The organism is Geobacillus jurassicus NBRC 107829 (assembly GCF_001544315.1).
GTDB lineage: Bacteria > Bacillota > Bacilli > Bacillales > Anoxybacillaceae > Geobacillus > Geobacillus jurassicus.
Window position 1 is genome coordinate 1 of sequence record NZ_BCQG01000048.1, and the last position, 22,134, is coordinate 22,134.

The following is a 22,134-nucleotide window of genomic DNA, read 5'->3' on the forward strand; positions in this document are numbered from 1 at the left end:
CGAGCGATTGCAAAAAAATTCCCTTTTGATTAAATGTGATATACAAATTAGGATTGACAACCGAAATGTGATATATTATTATAAAGTCAACAACGGAATTTATCATCACAAAGGGGTTTTGGGGATGGGCACGATCGTATGCCAAACGTGTGATGCGACGATTGCGTATTTTGAAGATGAAAAAGTGACAATGCTTTACGGAAAATGCGATTGCTGCGAGCATGACAACGAGGGCGGAGAAAGAGAGTAAAACGGTCAAACTAATGGGGGAAGGAATGGATAGAGGCGCGCATGTCGACAAGTCACATGCGCGTCGTTTATTTTGGCGCAAAAAACACAAGCCGGGCAAACCGGCTTGTGCGGTCAGCGGATTGGTTTATATTCTTTAATGACGCGCAACGTCTGCAGCGTGTCGTCTTCCGGTCCTTGGACAGGGAGGCCAGCAGCCAAGTTCGTCTCAATATATTTCAAGTTTTCTTCCGTGATGATTTCGCCTGGAATAAAAATCGGAATGCCAGGCGGATACACCATCACAAATTCGGCGATGATCCGGCCGGCCGACTCATGAAACGGCACGACTTCCGTTTCAGCGTAAAACGCATCGCGCGGTGTCAAGGCGAGCGCCGGGATGTCCGGAAGGAGCACTTTCGGCTTGACCCCTTTCTCTGCCTGATGGCTGAACTGCTGCGACAAACGGCGGAGCGCTTCAACGAGCAGACCCGCCTCCCGCTCGGTGTCGCCCGGGGTGATGATGCACAAAATGTTGTATAAATCGGAAAGCTCGACTTCGATGTTGTGCATTTCGCGCAGCCATTGCTCGACGTCATGGCCGGTCAGTCCGAGCTCTTTAACGGAAATGATGAGCTTCGTCGGATCGTAGTCGTACGTCGCTTCCGTGCCTAAAATTTCTTCGCCGACGCAGTACAAATACGGAATCTCGTTGATTTGCCGGCGTGTCCAGTTGGCGAGGCGAATGGCTTGGTCGATGAGTTCACGCCCTTTCGTCGCCAACTGTTTGCGGGCGACATCAAGCGAAGCGAGCAGCAAATACGATGTTGAGGTCGTCGTCAGCATGCTTAAAACCGCCTGAACGTGTTTTGCTGAGACGAGTCCTTCGCGCACGTTCAAAATCGAGCTTTGCGTCAGCGATCCACCGAGCTTATGGACGCTTGTCGCCGCCATATCGGCGCCCGCTTGCATTGCTGAGAGCGGCAAGTCCTCATGAAAATGAATGTGCACACCGTGCGCTTCGTCGACCAGCACCGGAACGTTGTATGAGTGGGCGATATCGACGATTTTTTTCAAATCGCCGGCAATGCCAAAGTACGTTGGGTTGATGACGAGCACCCCTTTGGCGTCCGGGTGCTGGCGGAGCGCTTTTTCCACTGCTTGCGGCGTAATGCCATGGGAAATGCCAAGCTCCTTGTCGATTTCGGGATGAATGAAAATCGGCGTCGCTCCGGAAAAGACAATGGCTGACATGACCGATTTATGGACGTTGCGCGGCACGATGATTTTATCGCCCGGTCCGGCGACCGACATGACCATCGTCATGATGGCGCCGCTTGTTCCTTGCACCGAGAAAAACGTATAATCGGCGCCGAACGCTTCGGCAGCGAGCTCCTGCGCCCGCTTAATCATCCCCTTTGGATGATGCAAGTCATCGAGCGGGCTGATGTTGATCAAATCAATCGCCAAGGCGTTGTCCCCGATGAAAGCGCGAAACTCTGGATCCATGCCGGCCCCCTTTTTATGGCCGGGAATGTGAAATTGAACCGGATTTTTTTTCATATGCTTCAACAAACCGGTAAACAATGGTGTTTCGAGCTGCGACAATGGTTTTTCACACCTCTTTACCTCGAAGATAAAACAAAATGCATTATAGCATGGATTTTTCCGTTTGCAAAGAAGAAATGAATGGACGCTGAAAAAGGAAAACAGCGGCTCAAGAGAGAAATAAAAGAAGGACAAAACAAAAAGGGGGCATTATGTTAATGGAGTGGAAAACGAGAGTGACAGAACTGCTCGGCATTACATATCCGATCATTCAAGGAGGACTCGCCTACTTGGCGTACGCTGATTTGGCCGCAGCGGTCTCGAACGCCGGCGGGCTCGGACAAATTACGTCGATGTCGCTCGATGGTCCGGAGCAGTTGCGCGAGGAAATCCGCAAGGTGAAGGAAAAAACTGATCGGCCGTTCGGCGTCAATTTCGCCATCGGCCAGCACGGCCGCCCGTTTGCTCATATGCTTGAAGCGGCGCTGGATGAGGGGGTGCCGGTCGTTTCGGTCACCGGCGGCAATCCGGCGCCGTTTTTTGAACAATTGAAAGGAACAAACGTGAAAAAGCTCGTGCTCGTCGCCGCCGTCCGCCAGGCAGTGAAAGCGGAGGAGCTTGGCGCTGATGCGGTGATGGTCGTCGGCCAAGAAGGGGGCGGGCATCTCGGCAAGTACGATACTGGCACGTTCGTCCTCATTCCGAAAGTCGTTGACTCCGTATCGATCCCGGTCATCGCCTCGGGCGGCATTGCCGATGGACGCGGGTTGATGGCAGCATTGGCGCTTGGAGCGGAAGGGATTGAGATGGGAACGCGGTTTATCGCCACGAAAGAATGCGTCCATGCTCATCCCGCGTATAAAGAAATGATCCTCAACGCCACCGAAAACGATACGGTGATCATTAAACGGTCGCTCGGGGCGCCCGGGCGGGTGCTGGCCAACGCCTGGGCGGAACAAATATTGGAAATCGAGCGCCAAGGCGGCACATATGATGATTTAAAAGAATATATTAGTGGAGAAGCGAACCGGCGCTTCATTTACGAAGGAAAGGTGGATGAAGGATTCGCCTGGGCTGGGCAGGCGATCGGGCTCATTCACGACGTTCCGTCCGTAGCTGAGCTGTTTGCCCGCATGATCGAAGAGGCGGAACAAATTCGGCGCCGTTGGGCAAACTAATGGCGGGGGTGAAATCATGGGCTATTCATACCCGTTTTCCTATGATTGGTCGACAAAAGAAATCATTGATGTCATTCAATTTTTCACGGCAATCGAAACCGTTTATGAGCGGGGGATGAGGCGCGAGGAGCTGATGGATGTCTACCGTCGTTTCAAAGAGATCGTCCCATCGAAAAGTGAAGAAAACCGGCTGTATAACGAATTTGAAAAAGAAAGCGGCTACTCGTCATATGCGGCCATGAAGAAGGCGAAAGAGGCAAAAAACGGCGATTGGATTCGCATCGAGCCACAGGGGAAGCGCGGTAGGTAAACGCACAAATTAGTTGCATACACCCCTTTTTCCACATAATATAATATAAAACAAAATGAAGCAGCACATTCGGTGACGGGCGCCGGAAGTTTAGCGGATGATAGGGAAAGGGGTGCGGACGAAAATGAAAAAAACCGCCAATTCGCTGAAGCGGCCAGATGGAGACAAACGCATGGCGGTGTTGCGGCTCGAACTCGATTACGAATTAGCGACGCTGTACGAAGCTATGATGGAAAACGATGAAGAAAAGAAAAAAGAGTGCAAACGGCGGCTTGAAAAGCTGCGCCAAGAACTGATGCGCCTTCAAGTATGATCCTTATTCAAGGCGAACCATCTTTCCGGTTCGTTTTTTTCTTGAGCGGTGTCCGCCCCCTTTCCAGCTGCTATATACATAACCGAAGGCAGGAGGAATCAACATGGCAGAAAAATGGGAAGAGATCGACCGATACGCCCGGCAATGGATCGACGAAGCAGGAAAGCGAATCCGCGCCTCGTTTGCTGAACAGCTGACAGTGGAAGCGAAAGAGCACCCGAACGACTTAGTGACGAACGTCGACCGGGGCATTGAGCAGTTTTTCGCCGAGCAGATCCGCCGCCAGTTTCCTAGCCACCGCCTGTTGGGGGAAGAAGGATTCGGTGATCGGATCGACGCCTTGGACGGCGTTGTTTGGGTGATTGACCCGATCGACGGCACGATGAATTTTGTTCATCAGCGGCGCCATTTTGCTGTATCGATCGGCATTTTTGAAGATGGTGCCGGACGTCTCGGCTATGTGTATGATGTTGTGTCTGACGAGTTGTATGCAGCGCAAAAAGGGCGTGGGCTGTTTGTCAACGGTGAGCCGCTTGGCCGCTTGCAACCGGCATCAGTGGCTGAATCAGTCATCGCCGTCAATGCGACATGGCTGATGGAAAACAGGCGCATCGACCATCGCCCGCTCGTGCGGCTGGCGAAAGAGGCGCGCGGAACGCGCTCATATGGCTCAGCGGCGCTCGAGCTCGCGTATGTTGCTGCCGGGCGTCTCGATGCTTACATTTCGCCGCGCCTGTCGCCGTGGGATTTCGCCGGCGGGATGATTTTGATTGAGGAAGCGGGTGGATTGGTGACGACGCTTGACGGGAAGCCGCTCGATCTGCTTGGCCGCAATTCGGTGCTTGCTGCGAAACCCGGGGTGCACGAAGAAATTTTGCGGCGCTATCTTCACTTTTGACGAGGCATGGAACCGCGAAAACGGGACAAGCGTCCATCTTGTCCCGTTTTTCAGCGCATTCGTTTTTTATGGGCGAACCCCGCGCCCATGACGGCGATGAAGATGAGCGTGGAAGCGGCGATGCCGATCAAGCTTTGCTCGGCGATGAAGACGCCGATCGCCATGATGGCGGCGACCGCAAGAATGGCGAGCAACAGCGGTACAGGCTTGATCCGTTTCATCTCGTTGACTCCTTTCTGGCAAAGTGGGCGTCTTTTTCTAGTGTACCGGAAAACATGCCGATTTTCTATCGGTTGTGATATAATAGACAAGCAGTTTGCCTAACAGGAGTGACCGACATTGACGAACAAACGAACCGATCTTCGCAATATCGCGATCATCGCTCACGTCGACCATGGGAAAACGACGCTCGTTGACCAGCTGCTTCGGCAGTCGGGGACGTTCCGCGAAAACGAACAAGTCGAAGAGCGGGCGCTTGACCGCAACGATTTGGAGCGGGAGCGCGGCATTACGATTTTGGCGAAAAATACGGCTGTCTTGTATAAGGGAACGCGCATCAACATTTTGGATACGCCGGGGCATGCCGATTTCGGCGGGGAAGTGGAGCGGATCATGCGCCTTGTCGACGGCGTCTTGCTTGTCGTCGACGCGTATGAAGGCTGCATGCCGCAAACGCGGTTCGTGTTGAAAAAGGCGCTTGAGCAGCAGCTCGTGCCGATCGTCGTTGTCAATAAAATCGACCGCGAATTCGCCCGGCCGGCGGAAGTCGTCGATGAGGTGATCGATCTGTTTATCGAACTCGGCGCTTCCGAGGGGCAGCTTGAGTTTCCGGTTGTGTACACATCGGCGCTGCGCGGGACATCAAGCCTCGACCCGAACCGGCAAGATGGGGACATGACCGCCTTGTTTGAGACGATCATCCGCCATATTCCGGCGCCGGCGGACAACCGCCACGAGCCGTTGCAATTTCAAGTGGCGCTGCTCGATTACAACGAATACGTCGGGCGCATCGGCATCGGCCGCATTTTCCGAGGCACGATGAAAACCGGCCAGCAAGTCGCCCTTTTAAAGCGCGACGGGGCGGTCAAAATGTTTCGTGTCACGAAGATGTTTGGCTTTATCGGGTTGAAGCGGATCGAGATCGAGGAGGCGCACGCTGGGGATATTGTCGCGGTCGCTGGAATGGAAGACATCAACGTCGGCGAAACGGTTTGCCCGCCCGATCATCAAGAGCCGTTGCCGCCGCTTCGCATTGATGAGCCGACGTTGAAAATGACGTTTCTCGTCAACAACAGCCCGTTTGCGGGGCGCGAAGGCAAATACGTGACGGCGAGAAAGCTGGAGGAGCGGCTTCGCACTCAGCTCGAAACCGACGTCAGCCTGCGCGTCGAACCGACCGAGTCGCCGGATGCGTGGATCGTCTCCGGCCGCGGGGAGCTTCATTTGGCGATTTTGATTGAAAGCATGCGCCGCGAAGGATACGAACTGCAAGTATCAAAGCCGGAAGTCATCCTAAAAGAGGTGGACGGTGTGACATGCGAGCCGATTGAGCGGGTCGTCATCGACATCCCGGAAGAATATACGGGAGCGATTATGGAATCGCTCGGCAGCCGCAAGGGCGAGCTCGTCGATATGGTGCACGGCGACAACGGGCAGGTGCGCCTCGTCTTTCTCGTGCCGTCGCGCGGCTTGATCGGCTATCGAAGCGAATTTATGTCGCTGACGCGCGGGTACGGCATTTTAAACCATTCGTTTGACCATTATGCCCCTGTGCAGCCTGGCGCGATCGGCGGCCGCCGCCAAGGGGTGCTCGTTTCGATGGAAACCGGCAAGGCGACAGCTTACAGCATCATGCAGCTTGAAGACCGCGGCACGATTTTTGTTGAGCCGGGCACTGAAGTGTACGAAGGGATGATCGTCGGCGAACACAATCGCGAAAACGACCTGGTTGTCAACATTTGCCGGGAAAAGCATGTCACCAACATGCGCTCGTCGACGAAAGAACAGACGGTGACGATGAAAAAGCCGCGCCTGTTGACGCTCGAAGAAGCGCTTGAGTATTTGAATGACGACGAATATTGCGAAGTGACGCCAACCTCGATCCGGCTGCGCAAAAAAATCTTGAACAAAAGCGAACGCGAAAAGGCGGAGAAGAAAAAGAAAGCGGTCGAGCAGGCGAAGTAGCCGGAAGCGCCGCGCGCACGGCTGCGGTTTTGCGAACAATCGAAAACGCCTTGGAGAAGGGCGCTATTGGGGTAAACGGGAGGGAACGGTGTGAATGTGCTCGAAAGGTTGACGTTTTTCGCCTCGCTTTATAAGGTTCACGACAATCCCGAGCGCGGTATGTGGCTATTGTACGTCACAGTGTTGCTGCTGGCCGCTCTTGTGTACCGGCTCGGTTTTGCCCGCCGCCTGCCGCTGTTGAAAAACGTCATCATTTACGTATTGCTGGCGCTTGGCTGCACGGTTTTGACCTTTTTTGCGGTCTTTTTGCCGGTGGCAGAAGGATTGGCCGTCGCCGCCCTCGTATTAATCATTTATAAAGTGCGTCTGAAGCAGGCGAAAGAGGGAGAAAAGTCATGAAATCCGTGCAGGATGCCCTTTATAACTGGCTGACGATCCACATCGTCGCCGAAGCCCGTCCGCACGATGCGGCGGCGCGCGATACGGCCTCGTTTTTCCGCGCCATGTTGGAAAACGACTTTGGTGTGACGGCCGTAGACGCCGTCAAAGATGAAACGAACGGGCAATACATCGTCGAATATGTGCGCGGCGGGGAAACAGAGGCGGCGTGTTTCCCGCTTGAGCTCGCTGAGGCGATGTGGCGGCAGATCGAAGCCGAACCGGAAAAGTACGGATGATGGCAGTCAAAACGGCGCTGAAAAGCGGTTGCTTTTTCAGCGCCGCTCGTTTTCTTGGGGGATCACCAATCATCGTCCGCCCGGCGGCCGCGGTAGAAGCGGAATTTTCCCGTCGCCAGCCGCCGCTTTGTTTTTTTGGCGATGCGGTCGTGGCAGTCGCGGCACATGTACGTATGGATCGGGCGGTTGCGCAGCCGTTTGGCAAGCGGCGATTCATCGTCGATCGTATCGATTCGATCGCAAAGCACGCATTTGACTCTCATCGTTCACCTCAAAATGAAAAGCGAAATAGCAGGTTGTTTCCCCCATTCCATTATACCATAGCCGCGCGGAACCGTTTAGCGATTTAAATGTTCATTCGATTGTTTGTTTTGCCGTTCGTTCAGCTGCCGTTCCTCCCGTTCGTTCAGCTGTCCATCGTTTTCTTCGGTCGGTCGCGGCGGTGTCGTTTCAAACAAGTCGCTCGGCACTTCCGGCATGACCCGCCCGACGATGTCGGCGATTTCGTTCATGAACGCTTGCACCGGCCGCCCCTCATCGATTTGCCGGCCGATGTTGCGCACGCGGGTGTAAAGATCCGGGTCGGCGACAATAATGGCGTTCGCGCCGTACGGATCTTTTTGCAACGCTTCGGCAACGGAATATTTGATGGTGCCGACGCGCGAGGCGTCCATATTGGCGCCGACGTCAATGCCGACGATGGCGTATTTGCCGACAACGATCGCAGCGGCATCGTGGACGTTCGGAACACGGTCAGCGATTTCCGCAAGCCGGCGGGCGATCTCTTGCCCGGATTTGTTTTCGACGCGTTCATCGACCGTGTTTTTGACGCGTACGAGCGAACGATTGGGTTCGTTCGCTTCATGATCGTTTCCAAATGTGCAGCCGCTGAAAAGCAAAAGGGGAAGGAAGAAAGCGGCGAGCCAACAGTTTCTCTTCATGATGGGCCACCTCGACTTTTTTCTTTAGTTTGCAAATGTCCTTCTATCTTTATACATTTTTTCATATGCTGTATTACAGCCATTCCCATCCGACCGACAAAACGTGAAAAACTCTCACATGGGGGGAAGCGGAATTTGGGAAAAAAAATTTACGTGCTTGATACGAACGTGCTCTTGCAAGACCCGTATTCCATTTTCTCATTTGAGGATAATGAGGTCGTCATTCCGGCAGTCGTGCTTGAGGAAGTGGATTCGAAAAAACGGTATATGGATGAAATCGGGAGGAATGCTCGCCAAGTGTCAAAGCTCATCGACCGCCTGCGCGAAAACGGCAAGTTGCATGAGAAAATTCCGCTTGAAAATGGAGGGGTGCTGCGCATTGAACTGAACCATCGTTCATTTCATCAACTGCAAGAAATTTTTGTCGAAAAAACAAATGACAACCGCATTTTAGCGGTGGCGAAAAATTTATCGCTGGAGGAGCAGGCGAAGGAAGATGGGCGCTCCGTCATTTTGGTGAGCAAAGATGCGCTCGTGCGCGTCAAAGCGGATGCGATCGGGCTGCAGGCGGAAGATTTTTTAAGCGACCGCGTTGTCGATGTCGACCATATTTACAGCGGATTTTTGGAGCTGTACATAGGAAAGGATCACCTGCAGCGGTTTTACGACAAAGGGGAGCTCGTGCTCGCCGACATCGCCGACCACCCGTTTTATCCGAACCAGTTCATCATTATGAAAGATGCGTTTGGCAGCTCGGCGTCGGCGATTGGCATTGTCGATCAAAACGGCAAAAAAGTGAAAAAGCTTGTCTTCCATCACGAGCATATATGGGGAATTCGCCCGCGCAACGTGCAACAGACGATGGCGTTTGAGCTTCTCATGCGCGACGATATCCCGCTTGTGACGATGATCGGCAAAGCCGGGACAGGCAAGACGCTGCTCGCCCTTGCCGCCGGGTTGATGCAAACGGAAGATTTGTGCACGTACAAAAAATTGCTCGTCGCTCGGCCGATCGTGCCGATGGGGAAAGATCTCGGCTTTCTGCCGGGAGAAAAAGAAGAAAAGCTGCGCCCGTGGATGCAGCCGATTTTTGACAACTTGGAATACTTGTTCAACACGAAAAAACCGGGGGAGCTCGATGCGATTTTAGCCGGCATGAGCTCGATTGAAGTGGAGGCGCTCACGTACATCCGCGGTCGGAGCCTGCCGGAGCAGTTTATCATCATTGATGAGGCGCAAAATTTAACGAAGCATGAAGTGAAGACGATTTTGACGCGCGTCGGGGAAAAAAGCAAAATCATTTTAATGGGCGACCCGGAACAGATCGACCACCCGTATTTGGATGAATATAACAACGGGTTGACGTACGTCGTCGAAAAGTTTAAAGACCAAAAAATCGCCGGTCATATCCGGCTCATCAAAGGGGAGCGTTCGGCGCTCGCCCAGCTTGCCGCTGATTTGCTGTAGCTTAGGCGTTCCTCAGAGCGTCCGCCGATTAAGAAAGAACGGGTGCCAGGCGCGCGGCCCGATGCCGCGAACATTTCTAAAGACGCCCGCCGCCCGGAGCGCTGTGGAAAACATCTGGGTTCAAAGCGCTTGAGGCGGTTGAAGGCGTAAAAAGCTCAAACACCGGGCCGCCCCCCACAAGGGGCGCCCGGTCATCGGACGACGAGCCGACGCACATGAGTAATCGGCGCCTCGCGGTTGGAGCCGTCGTCAAAATAAATGTGCACCGGACCGTCGTCGCGCAACGGTTTTCCGTTTTTGGAAAAAGCGAAAATCAGGTCGTACGCCTTTTCCAGAGGGATCACTGTTTCTCCATGTTCCGTCTCAATGACAAGTTCAGACGCGTCTTCATGCGGCTCAGCGTTTCGCAAAAACGGGGCAAACGGCATGCCGAACGAGCCGGTGATGATTTTCTGCTTCAAAAAACGCCGCTCTGTTTTCAACGTCGGCGGGAAGACGGCACCCTCTTGAATTTCCCGGTCCCAAAACGCTGACAGCTTTTTGATTTCCTCTTCTTCCTGCTCAGCTTCCGCCGGCTTTGGGGTTGGCTCCGAAAAATACGTATCCATGTCCACTTTCCGGTCGTCGAAAATCCAGACGCCGGGGTCAAGCGTGATCGTAAACTTTACTTTTCCTGTCAGCACAATAACATCGTTCATGAAGCATCCTCTCCTCTGCATGTCCCATTGTTTTTAGTATAATAAATACATAAGGCGTTTGTCATGTTCCAAGCTGTACGGACGTCAACGGTTTCAACTTGCAAAATGGCTTGTTTCACGTTAAGATTTAAAGAAGGATAGGGGAGAGAACGGAGGGATCGATGTGACGGACGAATCGATGAGCTATCGGGAGAAGGCGTACGCGCTTTTACAAGCGGATGCAGAGAAAATCATTCAACTCATCCGCGTGCAAATGGACCATTTGACGATGCCGCAATGTCCGGTATATGAAGAAGTGCTCGACACGCAAATGTTCGGCTTGTCGCGGGAAATTGATTTTGCGGTGCGCCTCGGGCTTGTGGAGGCGAAAGACGGAAAGGCGCTCCTTGACCGGCTTGAGCGCGAACTTTCCGCGTTGCACGAGGCCGTGGCTAAAAAGCGCGTGCGATAAGAATATAAGGCAACTCAAACGATTGGTTCCCCGTCGTTTGAGTTTTTCTGTTTTTCGGCAGGAAGACGGCGCGCCGCTGCGAATGATTTTATGTACATACGTGTTTACGGAGAAGAGGAACGATGGAGCGACAATTATGGAAAAAAGTGTTGAAATGTTACGATTATCCGCTCATTGCTGCGGTCATCATGCTGTCGTTGTTCGGATTGATTATGGTGTACAGCTCGAGCATGGTCACCGCTGTCATCCGCTTTGAAGTGCCAAGCGACTATTTTTACGAGCGGCAAAAACTGTGGCTGATTGCCGGATTCATCGCGTTCGCCATCATGATGGCGATTCCGTATAAAGTGTGGCGGGCGGAGCGATGGGTGAAGCTCGTCTTTTTTGCTTCTCCATTGATGCTTATCGCCGTCGCTTTTCTCGGCCATACGGCCAACAACGCAACAAGCTGGTTTCGCGTCGGGGCGCTCTCCATGCAGCCGGCGGAGCTCGCGAAGCTCGGCTTGATTTTATACTTGGCCGCAGCGTTCGCCAACAAACGGAAGCGGCTGGCTGAGCCGGCGAAAAGCAATTTGTTCCCCATTTATTATACGCTTTTTATTTGCTTTTTGATCGCCGTGCAACCGGACTTTGGCACGGCGGCGATCGTGTTTGTCATCGCGATGTGCATCATCGTTTCGTCCGGGTTGCGCCTCGTGTTGCTTCTGAAGCAGCTGCTTTTTTTCACCTTGATCGGGACGGTGCTGTCGCCGTTTTGGCTCCCGGTTGCCGGCAAAAAAATTTTTTCTCCTGAACGGATGTCGCGTCTTTACAGCTTTTTGGATCCATTTCAATACGCAAACGGCGATGGCTACCAGCTCGTTAATTCGTATTTGGCGATCGGGCTTGGCGGGCTGAAAGGAGTAGGGCTTGGCAAAGGCATTCAAAAGTACGGCTACCTGCCGGAGTCGCACACCGATTTTATTATGGCGGTCATCGCCGAAGAGCTCGGCTTATTTGGTGTAGCGTTCACGCTTGGATTATTGGCGTTTATCGTGCTGCGCGGGCTTTGGATCGCCCGCCGCTCCCACGATGCGTTTGGGAGCCTGCTTGCGATCGGCATCTCCGTCATGATCGGCTTTCAAACGTTCATTAACGTTGGTGGAGTCGTTGGCCTTATTCCGATTACAGGGGTGCCGCTGCCGCTCGTCAGCTACGGGGGAACGTCGCTTGTCCTGACAATGGCTTCGCTCGGTCTGCTTGTGAACATTTCTATGTTTGCAAAGTACGAACAACGGTATAAAAAAGCTGAAAAAACGATGGTCAGCAAACAGAAAAGAGGTCTGACTTTTTAGAAAGTGTATTTACAAATCGGCAAAACTTTTATACTTTTATTAAATAAAGGAGGAGGGACAGAATGAGGACAAGACGAATTCGCAAAGTGCTTGTAGCCAACCGCGGAGAGATCGCCATTCGCGTTTTCCGCGCCTGCACGGAGCTTGATATCCGCACGGTGGCGATTTATTCGAAGGAAGACGCCGGATCGTACCACCGCTACAAAGCGGATGAGGCGTATTTAGTCGGAGAAGGGAAAAAGCCGATCGAAGCCTACTTGGACATTGAAGGCATCATTGAGATCGCCAAAGCCCACGATGTCGATGCCATCCACCCAGGTTATGGGTTTTTGTCGGAAAACATTCAATTTGCCAAACGGTGCCGCGAAGAGGGGATCATTTTCATCGGACCGAACGAAGACCATTTGGATATGTTCGGCGATAAAGTGAAAGCGCGCCATGCGGCCATGAAGGCGGGCATTCCCGTCATCCCGGGAAGCGACGGACCGGTTGGCGGCCTTGAAGAAGTCGTCCGCTTTGCCGAAACGCACGGATACCCGATCATCATCAAGGCGGCGCTTGGCGGCGGCGGCCGCGGCATGCGCATCGTCCGCTCGAAGTCGGAAGTGAAGGAAGCGTTTGAGCGCGCCAAGTCGGAAGCGAAAGCGGCGTTTGGCAGCGACGACGTCTATGTCGAAAAGCTGATCGAAAAGCCGAAGCATATCGAAGTGCAAATTTTGGGCGACCATGAAGGAAACATCGTTCATCTTTATGAACGCGACTGCTCGGTGCAGCGCCGCCATCAAAAAGTCGTGGAAGTCGCGCCAAGCGTCTCGCTGTCGGACGAGTTGCGCGAGCGCATTTGCGAGGCGGCGGTCCGGCTCATGAGAAGCGTCGGTTACGTCAACGCTGGCACGGTTGAGTTTCTCGTCTCCGGGGATGATTTTTATTTCATCGAAGTCAATCCGCGCATTCAAGTTGAGCATACGATCACCGAAATGATCACCGGGATTGACATCGTTCAGTCGCAAATTTTAATCGCCGACGGTTTTTCGCTCCACAGCCCGGAAGTCGGCATTCCGAAGCAGGAAGACATCCGCATCAACGGCTATGCCATTCAGTCGCGGGTGACGACGGAAGACCCGCTCAACAATTTTATGCCGGATACCGGAAAAATCATGGCGTACCGCTCAGGCGGCGGCTTTGGCGTGCGCTTGGACGCCGGAAACGGCTTCCAGGGGGCGGTTATTACGCCGTATTACGATTCGTTGCTCGTGAAAGTGTCGACGTGGGCTTTAACGTTTGAACAGGCGGCAAGAAAAATGCTGCGCAACTTGCGCGAATTCCGCATCCGCGGCATTAAGACGAACATTCCGTTTTTGGAAAACGTCGTTCAGCACCCGAAATTTTTGTCGGGGGAATACGATACGTCATTCATCGATACGACGCCGGAGCTGTTTGTGTTCCCGCGCCGGAAAGACCGCGGGACGAAAATGCTCACGTACATCGGCACGGTGACGGTCAACGGCTTCCCGGGCATCGGGAAAAAGAAAAAGCCGGTGTTTGACAAGCCGCGCGTGCCGAAGGTGAGCCAAACGGCGCCGATTCCAGCGGGAACGAAACAAATTTTGGATGAGCGCGGACCTGAAGGGCTCGTTCGCTGGATTCAAGAGCAATCGCGCGTTTTGCTGACGGATACGACGTTCCGCGACGCCCATCAGTCGCTGTTGGCAACAAGGGTGCGCACGATCGATCTGTTGCGTATAGCTGAGCCGACGGCGCGCCTATTGCCGAATTTGTTCTCGCTTGAAATGTGGGGCGGGGCGACGTTTGACGTGGCGTATCGCTTTTTAAAGGAGGATCCGTGGGACCGCCTTTTGAAGCTGCGCGAGCGCATCCCGAACGTATTGTTCCAGATGCTGCTCCGTTCTGCCAACGCCGTGGGATATAAAAACTATCCGGACAACGTTATCCGCGAGTTCGTTGAAAAATCGGCGCAAGCCGGGATTGATGTCTTCCGCATTTTCGACAGCTTAAACTGGGTCAAAGGGATGACGGTGGCGATCGACGCCGTCCGCCAGAGCGGGAAAATCGCCGAGGCGGCCATTTGCTATACGGGCGATATTTTGGACCCGAACCGGCCGAAATACAATTTGGATTATTACAAAGCGTTGGCGAAAGAACTCGAGCAATCCGGAGCGCACATTTTAGGCATTAAGGATATGGCCGGTCTGTTGAAGCCGCAGGCGGCGTACGTGCTCATCTCGGCGCTCAAGGAGACGGTCAGCATCCCGATCCATTTGCATACGCACGATACGAGCGGCAACGGCATTTACACGTACGCCAAAGCGATTGAAGCCGGCGTCGATATCGTCGATGTTGCCGTCAGCTCGATGGCTGGCTTGACGTCGCAGCCAAGCGCCAATACGCTCTACTATGCGCTTGAAGGAACGGAGCGGGCGCCGGAGGTTGACATTTACGGCCTCGAGCAGTTAGCTCGCTATTGGGAAGACGTGCGCAAATTTTATCAAGAGTTTGAAAGCGGCATGAACGCGCCGCATACGGAAGTGTACATGCATGAGATGCCGGGCGGCCAGTACAGCAACTTGCAGCAGCAGGCGAAAGCAGTCGGCCTCGGTGATCGTTGGGATGAAGTGAAAGAAATGTATCGCCGCGTCAACGACTTGTTCGGCGATATCGTCAAAGTGACGCCATCGTCGAAAGTCGTCGGCGACATGGCGCTTTACATGGTGCAAAACAATTTGACGGAGCAAGACATTTTTGAACGCGGCGAAACGCTCAATTTCCCGGATTCCGTCGTTGAGTTTTTCGAAGGCTATTTAGGCCAGCCGCACGGCGGGTTCCCGAAAGAGTTGCAGCGCATTATTTTGAAAGGGCGCGAGCCGATCACCGTCCGTCCGGGCGAGCTGCTCGAGCCGGTTGATTTCGAACAAATCAAGCAGGAGCTGTACGACAAGCTCGGCCGCGAAGTGACCGACTTTGACGCCATTGCCTATGCGCTTTATCCGAAAGTGTTTTTGGAGTATGCTGAAACGGTCGAAAAATACGGCGACATCTCGGTGCTCGACACGCCGACGTTCTTGTACGGAATGCGCCTTGGCGAGGAAATTGAAGTGGAGATTGAGCGTGGGAAAACGCTCATCGTCAAGCTTGTGTCGATCGGTCAGCCGCAGGCGGACGGCACGCGCGTCGTCTACTTTGAGCTGAACGGCCAGCCGCGCGAAGTCATCATCCGCGATGAAAGCATCAAAGCGGCTGTCGCTGAGCGCATCAAGGCGGACCGGACGAACCCGAACCACATCGCGGCGACGATGCCGGGCACCGTCGTCAAAGTGCTTGTCGAAAAAGGCGAGAAAGTCGATAAAGGCGACCATTTGATGGTCACGGAAGCGATGAAGATGGAAACGACGGTGCAGGCGCCGTTTGCCGGCATTGTCAAAGACATTTACGTCAAAAGCGGCGACGCCATTCAGGCGGGCGATTTGCTGATTGAGCTGTCCAAATAAAACGGTCTATACCGCACAAAAAGGGATGCCCAACGTTTGCGGGCATCCCTTTTGGTTTGCGGGTGGATGGCCGTCATTTCAACGCGGCCGGCGCCGCTTCCCCTGGCGAATGGCCGGCGGCTTTTACCGGCGCGCGGCGGGTGCGGAGCGCCAAAAGCAATAAATAGCTGAGCACGCCGAACAGGCAGGAGATGAAAAAGGCGTGCGCCAAGGCGATGTACAAATTCAGCTCCGTAAAAACGATAAGCGCTCCAGTCGTCATTTGCGCGAGCACGAGAAAAAGGGCGATGATCCACCCGTAGTAGATGACCGGCTGCCTGCGGTAATGGCGGGCGGCGTGTATTGCGGCGGCGGCGATCCAAATGATAATGGCAGCAGCCGCCAATCGATGGCCCATCTGCACCCATTCATGAAACTGAACCGGGAGGAGGCGCGTTTTCGAGCAAAGCGGCCAGCTCGGACAGGCGAGGCTGGCGTTCGTATGGCGCACGAGCGCCCCGGTGTACACGACGATGTATGAGTAGATGATGATGCCGTAAATATGAAACTTCATTTTGCCGTCAAGCGAAAGCGAAGCGGCGGAAAACTTTTTGTCGATTTCAAAAATGAGCAGCGTCAACAGCAGCACAGCGGCAAACGAAATGAGCGAAATGCCGAAATGCAGAGCTAAAACGAAATCGGACTGCCCCCACACGACCGCGGCGGCGCCGATCAGCCCTTGCAAGACAAGAAAGACGAACGATATGACGGCCAAAAACTTCGTCTCTCGCACATGGCCAATGGCTCGCCACGCCCAAATGGAAAGGATGAGCACCATGATGCCGGCAAGGCCGGAAACGAGTCGATGGCTCAGCTCGATGACGAGCTCGGGCGTAATGTCATCCGGCACCCATTGGCCGTTGCACAGCGGCCATGATCGGCCGCACCCCATGCCGGAGCCGGTTTTTGTCACGAGCGCCCCGCCGATCAGGACAAACAGCATCGCCAACGTGGTCGCCGAGGCAAACCATTTCAGTGAACGTTGCAAAATCTTCACCTTCTTGTATTGAGAAATTGTGATTTTGTCCATATTAGTAAAGTGATGGATTTTATTGCAGCCAACCGTGTTGCCAAGCCAAGTCTATTTTACACGATGGCGCTGGGAAACACAAAATGACGTTTGCATATTGAATAAGTCGATTAAGTTTGCTAGAAATATTAATGGGACAAGCGAATGAGCCATTTGGAGTGTACGGATTCAAAAATTTGACACAAATTATTCAAAAAAAGTTCACATACTGAGAAAAAAATGTGATTTAATATAAAGAGAAAACAGCCCGTTTTTGTTATTGCGCATTGGAAGGAATTTCAGGCACTATGATGGCGCTGTCTGCATGGATGGGGCGGCGCAGCGAGGAGGAACAGGAGAAATGGCCGATTTGAAAGCGGTGCATCAAGCCGCGGCCGATGCGGGGCATCGTCCGCAGGCCGGTGTCAAGGCGCTTTGGAAAGAATGGTCGTCTGTTGTGAAAATCGGAATTGTCAATTCCAATTTGATTACAACGTTCGCCGGAATGTGGCTGGCGTTTTATTTTACCGGGGAACGTTTTTTGGAGAACTTGCATCTCGTCTTTTTCACGCTGTTCGGAGCGGCGCTTGTCATCGCTGGTTCGTGCAGCATCAACAACTTCATTGACCGTGACATCGACCGGTATATGGAGCGGACGAAAGCGCGCCCGACTGTCACGGGGACGATGGATCCGCGGCGGGTTCTTTGGCTTGGGGCGGCGCTTGTCGTGATCGGCGAGATGAGCCTGCTTATGACAACGGTTACGGCTGCGGTCGTCGGATTGATCGGTGTGGTGACATACGTCTTTTTATACACGCTTTGGACGAAGCGCCATTACACGATCAACACCGTTGTCGGCAGCATTTCCGGCGCGGTGCCGCCGGTAATCGGCTGGACGGCGGTCGATCCGGATTTCCATATTGTTCCGCTCATCCTGTTTTTAATCATGTTTTTATGGCAGCCGCCGCACTTTTTGGCATTGGCGATGAAGCGATGCGAAGAATACCGCGCTGCCGGCATTCCGATGCTGCCGGTCGTCCACGGGTTTGCCATGACGAAGCGGCAAATCATCGTTTGGGTGGCGTGTTTGCTGCCGTTGCCGTTTTACTTGTTCTCGCTCGGCGTGCCGTTTTTAACGGTTGCCACGTTGCTCAATGTCGGCTGGCTGCTGCTCGGTTTGTGGGGCTTGAAAATGAAAGATGACATCAAATGGGCGAAGTGGATGTTCGTCTATTCGCTCAACTATTTGACGATTTTGTTCGTGGCGATGGTCATCGCCACGCTTTGGTGAATTAAGGTAAAATTCTTTCTTTGTGAAAGAATTTATATACATTTATCCATCCATCAAAGAAAGAGGGGTTTGATTAGGCTATGAAGAAAGGGCTGCGTAACTGGCGCTTATTTTCCCTGTTCGGGATGATGGCGCTGTTGCTCACCGGCTGCGGCAAGCCGTTTTTATCGACGCTCCAGCCCGCCGGTGAAGTAGCGGACATGCAGTATTCGCTCATGCTGTTGAGCACGTCGATCATGGTGCTCGTCATTGTCGTCGTAGCGATTATCTTCGTTTACGTTGTCATCCGCTTCCGGCGGCGCAAGGGGGAAGAAAATAAAATCCCGAAGCAAGTGGAAGGGAGCCATAAGCTGGAAATTATTTGGACTGTCATTCCGATCATCCTCCTGCTCATTTTGGCGGTGCCAACGGTATTGACAACGTTTAAACTGGCTGATGTGAAGGCGATGAATGACAAAGACCGCGATAAAAAAGGCACGGTCGTTGTCAATGTGCGCGCCAACTTGTACTGGTGGGAGTTTGAATATCCGGACTACGGCATTATTACAAGCCAAGATTTAGTTGTGCCGACGAATGAAAAAGTGTATTTCAACTTGATCGCGTCGGATGTCAAACACTCGTTCTGGATTCCGGCGGTCGGCGGCAAAATGGATACGAACACGGACAACAAAAACCAATTTTGGCTCGTGTTTGATCAGAAAGCGACAGACAAAGCCGGCGGCGTCTTTTACGGCAAGTGCGCGGAGCTTTGCGGTCCGTCGCATGCATTGATGGACTTTAAAGTCCGTCCGTTGCCGCGCGATCAGTTTGATGCGTGGGTGAAAAAGATGCAAAACGCGAAAAAACCGGTTGTCACCGATCCGGTCGCCAAACAAGGGGAAGCCATTTTCAACAAAAGCTGTATTGGTTGCCATGCCGTAACACCGTTGGACAAGCGCCCAGAGCAAGCGCGCACGGCGCCGAATTTGGCGAACTTTGGCGATCGCGAACGGATTGCCGGCATTTTGGAGCATAATGAAGAGAACTTGAAAAAATGGCTTAGAGACCCTGAAAGCGTCAAACCTGGAAATAAAATGACAGGTACATATGGCAAACTGACAGAAGAACAAATTGATGCATTGGCGAAATATTTGATGAGCTTAAAAGTGGAATAAGGCATAAAAGGGAGGTTTCGCTGTGAGTACGATCGCTCGCAAAAAGGGTGTTGGCGCCGTTTTATGGGATTACTTGACAACGGTCGACCATAAAAAAATCGCCCATCTGTACTTGATTGCTGGCGGGATTTTCTTTCTGCTCGGCGGTCTCGAAGCGTTGTTCATCCGCATTCAGCTCGCGAAGCCGAACAACGATTTTCTGGTCGGCGGGCTGTACAACGAAGTGCTGACGATGCACGGGACGACGATGATTTTCTTGGCTGCGATGCCGCTTCTTTTCGCGTTCATGAACGCCGTCATTCCGTTGCAGATCGGCGCGCGCGACGTCGCGTTCCCGTTTTTGAACGCGCTTGGGTTTTGGATGTTTTTCTTTGGCGGGCTGTTTTTGAACTGTTCGTGGTTTTTAGGCGGTGCGCCGGATGCCGGATGGACGTCGTACGCGTCGCTGTCGCTTGAGTCGAAAGCGCATCACGGCATTGACTTTTACACGCTCGGATTGCAAATTTCCGGCTTCGGAACCATCATGGGTGCCATTAACTTTCTTGTGACGATCATCAATATGCGCGCCCCGGGCATGACATTTATGCGCATGCCGATGTTCACCTGGGCGACGTTTGTGACCTCGGCGCTCATTTTGTTCGCGTTTCCGCCGTTGACCGTTGGGTTGATTTTTATGATGATGGATCGGCTGTTCGGCGGCAACTTCTTTAATCCGGCTGCCGGCGGCAATACGATCATTTGGGAACACTTGTTCTGGGTGTTCGGCCATCCTGAAGTGTATATTTTGATATTACCGTCTTTCGGTATTTTCTCAGAAATTTTTGCGACGTTCTCGCGCAAGCGGCTGTTCGGCTATTCGTCAATGGTGTTTGCGACGGTGCTCATCGCGTTCTTAGGCTTCATGGTGTGGGCGCACCATATGTTTACAGTCGGAATGGGGCCGATTGCGAACGCCATCTTTGCCGTCGCGACGATGACGATCGCCGTTCCGACAGGAGTCAAAATTTTCAACTGGCTGTTTACGATGTGGGGCGGAAGCATCAAGTTTACGACGCCGATGCATTATGCGGTCGCCTTCATCCCGTCGTTCGTCATGGGCGGGGTGACCGGGGTTATGCTTTCAGCAGCTGCTGCCGACTATCAATACCATGACAGCTATTTCGTCGTCGCTCACTTCCATTACGTCATTGTCGGCGGGGTTGTGTTCGCTTTGCTTGCCGGCACGCATTATTGGTGGCCGAAAATGTTTGGCCGCATGTTGAACGAAACGCTCGGCAAAATTACGTTCTGGCTGTTCTTTATCGGCTTCCATTTGACGTTCTTTATTCAGCACTTCCTCGGTTTGACGGGGATGCCGCGCCGCGTGTTCACGTACTTGCCGAACCAAGGATGGGAGACAGGGAATTTCGTCAGCACGGTCGGTGCGTTCTTTATGGCCATCGCAACGGTCATTTTGCTCATTAACATTGTGATTACGACGGTAAAAGGGGAAAAAGTGCCGGGCGATGCATGGGGCGACGGCCGCACGCTCGAATGGGCGATCGCTTCGCCGCCGCCGGTGTACAACTTTGCGCAAACACCGCTTGTCCGCGGCTTGGACGCCTTCTGGCTTGAAAAAATGGAAGGCAAAAAAGAATTGACGCCGGCGGAGCCGCTTGGCGACATCCATATGCCGAATTCGTCGTTCCTGCCGTTTGTCATCGCGTTCGGCCTGTTTGTCGCCGCCTTCGGCTTTACGTATCATAACGACGCCGGATGGGGCTTGCCGGTCGGCATTCTCGGCCTGCTCATTACGCTCGGTTCGATGTTCTTGCGCTCGGTGATCGATGATCACGGCTTCCACATCCATAAAGAAGAAGTGCTTGAACTTGAGAAGAAGGGGGCGAACGCCTGATGCATGCAGAGGAAAAACTGACGGCCGAGACGTTTCCGGCCGCGCCGGAACGCGCCACCCTTGAAGGGAAAAACAAATTTCTCGGCTTCTGGCTGTTTTTAGGCGGAGAGACGGTGCTGTTCGCCTCTCTCTTCGCCACCTATTTGGCGCTCAAAGACAAAACGAATGGCGGCCCTTCTGCTGAAGAGCTGTTCCAAATGCCGGTTGTGTTCATGGCGACGATGCTTCTGTTGACGAGCAGCTTGACGAGCGTGTATGCCATTTATCATATGAAAAACTTTGATTTTAAAAAGATGCAGCTTTGGTTTGGCATTACCGTTTTGCTTGGCGCCGGCTTTCTGGGCCTTGAAATTTACGAGTTCAACGAATATGTGCATGAAGGCCATAAGTTTACGACGAGCGCCTTCGCTTCAGCTTTCTACACGCTCGTTGGCACGCACGGAAGCCACGTTGCGTTTGGGTTGCTTTGGATTTTAACGCTCATGATCCGCAACGCCAAACGCGGGTTGAACTTGTACAACGCCCCGAAATTTTACGTTGCGAGCCTGTATTGGCACTTTATCGACGTCGTCTGGGTGTTCATTTTTACCGTCGTATATTTAATGGGAATGGTGGGGTGAACGTATGGCGAACCAAACGAATTCCGGAAATGAACGCGTCGACTTGGCGTATCGCCGGCGGAAAAACGCGGAAGAGATGCGCCATCAGGTGATCGCGTTCGTCTTGATGATTTTGCTGACGCTCATCGCTTTCGCCGCCGTTGGTTACGAAGAGTTTTCCCATTGGTTTGTCGTTCCGTTTATTTTGCTTTTGGCCGCCGTGCAAGTGGCGTTTCAGCTCTATTATTTCATGCACATGAGCCATAAAGGCCACGAATTTCCGGCGATGTTTATTTACGGTGGCGTGGCGGTCATGCTTCTTCTTGTTTGGGCGTTTACGACAGTCATTTGGTGGTAAGTGAAAGGGGGGAATCGGTTTTGCGCCGGTTTCCCCTTTTTTGCAATAGCCGTGGCG

General features: G+C 53.1%; 23 protein-coding genes. 17 read left to right on the top strand and 6 right to left on the bottom strand.

The window, feature by feature from the left end; genetic code table 11:
* Positions 1-124 precede the first annotated feature (124 nt).
* On the top strand, positions 125-250 hold the full coding sequence (locus GJ1_RS13345) for a GapA-binding peptide SR1P (protein ID WP_066233317.1): 126 nt from the start codon (positions 125-127) through the stop codon (positions 248-250).
* A gap of 113 nt (positions 251-363) precedes the next feature.
* On the opposite strand, the gene GJ1_RS13350 is transcribed toward GJ1_RS13345, so the two are convergent.
* Positions 364-1,836 carry an aminotransferase class I/II-fold pyridoxal phosphate-dependent enzyme gene (locus tag GJ1_RS13350; RefSeq protein WP_066233320.1) on the bottom strand — a complete coding sequence of 491 codons (1,473 nt, stop codon included), beginning with the start codon at positions 1,834-1,836 and terminating at the stop codon, positions 364-366.
* Positions 1,837-1,994: 158 nt separating this feature from the next.
* On the opposite strand from GJ1_RS13350, the gene GJ1_RS13355 reads away from it, so the two are divergent.
* From GJ1_RS13355 to GJ1_RS13370, 4 genes are all read left to right on the top strand, one after another.
* Entirely contained in the window at positions 1,995-2,954 is a 960-nt protein-coding gene (locus GJ1_RS13355) for an NAD(P)H-dependent flavin oxidoreductase (RefSeq protein ID WP_066233323.1), read from the top strand.
* A 16-nt stretch (positions 2,955-2,970) separates the two neighbouring features.
* Positions 2,971-3,264, top strand: a complete 294-nt coding sequence (locus GJ1_RS13360) for a UPF0223 family protein (RefSeq protein ID WP_066233326.1) — start codon at positions 2,971-2,973, stop codon at positions 3,262-3,264.
* 124 nt (positions 3,265-3,388) lie between these two features.
* Positions 3,389-3,577: a YkzI domain-containing protein gene (locus tag GJ1_RS13365; RefSeq protein WP_011230567.1), complete on the top strand. Its 189-nt coding sequence runs from the start codon at positions 3,389-3,391 to the stop codon at positions 3,575-3,577.
* Positions 3,578-3,680: 103 nt separating this feature from the next.
* Entirely contained in the window at positions 3,681-4,475 is a 795-nt protein-coding gene (locus GJ1_RS13370) for an inositol monophosphatase family protein (RefSeq protein ID WP_066233331.1), read from the top strand.
* A gap of 50 nt (positions 4,476-4,525) precedes the next feature.
* On the opposite strand, the gene GJ1_RS18720 is transcribed toward GJ1_RS13370, so the two are convergent.
* On the bottom strand, positions 4,526-4,696 hold the full coding sequence (locus tag GJ1_RS18720; RefSeq protein WP_167346123.1) for a DUF5325 family protein: 171 nt from the start codon (positions 4,694-4,696) through the stop codon (positions 4,526-4,528).
* Positions 4,697-4,814: 118 nt separating this feature from the next.
* Here GJ1_RS18720 and typA point away from each other — a divergent pair, with 118 nt between their 5' ends.
* From typA to GJ1_RS13385, 3 genes are all read left to right on the top strand, one after another.
* Positions 4,815-6,659: a translational GTPase TypA gene (typA, locus tag GJ1_RS13375; protein WP_066233334.1), complete on the top strand. Its 1,845-nt coding sequence runs from the start codon at positions 4,815-4,817 to the stop codon at positions 6,657-6,659.
* Positions 6,660-6,749: 90 nt separating this feature from the next.
* Positions 6,750-7,058 carry a YlaH-like family protein gene (locus tag GJ1_RS13380; RefSeq protein ID WP_014195349.1) on the top strand — a complete coding sequence of 103 codons (309 nt, stop codon included), beginning with the start codon at positions 6,750-6,752 and terminating at the stop codon, positions 7,056-7,058.
* On the top strand, positions 7,055-7,336 hold the full coding sequence (locus tag GJ1_RS13385; RefSeq protein ID WP_066233337.1) for a hypothetical protein: 282 nt from the start codon (positions 7,055-7,057) through the stop codon (positions 7,334-7,336). Before GJ1_RS13380 ends, GJ1_RS13385 begins: the two co-directional genes overlap by 4 nt.
* Positions 7,337-7,398: 62 nt before the next feature.
* Here the strand turns inward: GJ1_RS13385 and GJ1_RS13390 are convergent, their stop codons facing one another.
* The gene (locus tag GJ1_RS13390) at positions 7,399-7,599 is read right to left on the bottom strand and encodes a YlaI family protein (protein ID WP_066233339.1); all 201 of its coding nucleotides are present in this window, start codon (positions 7,597-7,599) and stop codon (positions 7,399-7,401) included.
* Positions 7,600-7,674: 75 nt separating this feature from the next.
* Positions 7,675-8,277 (bottom strand): YhcN/YlaJ family sporulation lipoprotein, encoded by a 603-nt coding sequence (locus GJ1_RS13395; protein WP_066233344.1) that lies wholly within the window; start codon positions 8,275-8,277, stop codon positions 7,675-7,677.
* A 135-nt stretch (positions 8,278-8,412) separates the two neighbouring features.
* On the opposite strand from GJ1_RS13395, the gene GJ1_RS13400 reads away from it, so the two are divergent.
* Entirely contained in the window at positions 8,413-9,744 is a 1,332-nt protein-coding gene (locus GJ1_RS13400; RefSeq protein ID WP_066233346.1) for a PhoH family protein, read from the top strand.
* 191 nt (positions 9,745-9,935) lie between these two features.
* Here the strand turns inward: GJ1_RS13400 and GJ1_RS13405 are convergent, their stop codons facing one another.
* Positions 9,936-10,442, bottom strand: coding sequence for a hypothetical protein (locus GJ1_RS13405; protein ID WP_066233350.1), 507 nt, complete (start codon positions 10,440-10,442; stop codon positions 9,936-9,938).
* Between the two features lie 163 nt (positions 10,443-10,605).
* Here GJ1_RS13405 and GJ1_RS13410 point away from each other — a divergent pair, with 163 nt between their 5' ends.
* From GJ1_RS13410 to pyc, 3 genes are all read left to right on the top strand, one after another.
* Positions 10,606-10,893 (top strand): Fpa/YlaN family protein, encoded by a 288-nt coding sequence (locus GJ1_RS13410; RefSeq protein ID WP_013145884.1) that lies wholly within the window; start codon positions 10,606-10,608, stop codon positions 10,891-10,893.
* A gap of 122 nt (positions 10,894-11,015) precedes the next feature.
* On the top strand, positions 11,016-12,227 hold the full coding sequence (gene ftsW / locus GJ1_RS13415) for a putative lipid II flippase FtsW (RefSeq protein WP_066233353.1): 1,212 nt from the start codon (positions 11,016-11,018) through the stop codon (positions 12,225-12,227).
* Positions 12,228-12,289: 62 nt separating this feature from the next.
* Complete coding sequence (gene pyc / locus GJ1_RS13420) at positions 12,290-15,733, top strand: pyruvate carboxylase (RefSeq protein ID WP_066233357.1); 3,444 nt, start codon at positions 12,290-12,292, stop codon at positions 15,731-15,733.
* A gap of 73 nt (positions 15,734-15,806) precedes the next feature.
* Here pyc and GJ1_RS13425 read toward each other — a convergent pair whose 3' ends face one another.
* Positions 15,807-16,760, bottom strand: coding sequence for a COX15/CtaA family protein (locus GJ1_RS13425; protein WP_157068392.1), 954 nt, complete (start codon positions 16,758-16,760; stop codon positions 15,807-15,809).
* 382 nt (positions 16,761-17,142) lie between these two features.
* On the opposite strand from GJ1_RS13425, the gene cyoE reads away from it, so the two are divergent.
* The 5 genes from cyoE to ctaF all read left to right on the top strand — a co-directional run bounded on the left by cyoE (position 17,143) and on the right by ctaF (position 22,077).
* Positions 17,143-18,072, top strand: coding sequence for a heme o synthase (cyoE, locus tag GJ1_RS13430; RefSeq protein ID WP_066233362.1), 930 nt, complete (start codon positions 17,143-17,145; stop codon positions 18,070-18,072).
* A gap of 80 nt (positions 18,073-18,152) precedes the next feature.
* A complete protein-coding gene (gene coxB / locus GJ1_RS13435) occupies positions 18,153-19,226 on the top strand; it encodes a cytochrome c oxidase subunit II (protein WP_066233365.1) in 1,074 nt (357 codons plus the stop codon).
* A gap of 22 nt (positions 19,227-19,248) precedes the next feature.
* Positions 19,249-21,120 carry a cytochrome c oxidase subunit I gene (gene ctaD, locus GJ1_RS13440; protein ID WP_066233368.1) on the top strand — a complete coding sequence of 624 codons (1,872 nt, stop codon included), beginning with the start codon at positions 19,249-19,251 and terminating at the stop codon, positions 21,118-21,120.
* Entirely contained in the window at positions 21,120-21,740 is a 621-nt protein-coding gene (ctaE, locus tag GJ1_RS13445; RefSeq protein WP_011230584.1) for a cytochrome c oxidase subunit III, read from the top strand. Before ctaD ends, ctaE begins: the two co-directional genes overlap by 1 nt.
* Before the next feature lie 4 nt (positions 21,741-21,744).
* Entirely contained in the window at positions 21,745-22,077 is a 333-nt protein-coding gene (gene ctaF, locus GJ1_RS13450) for a cytochrome c oxidase subunit IVB (RefSeq protein WP_066233371.1), read from the top strand.
* Positions 22,078-22,134: the final 57 nt, after the last annotated feature.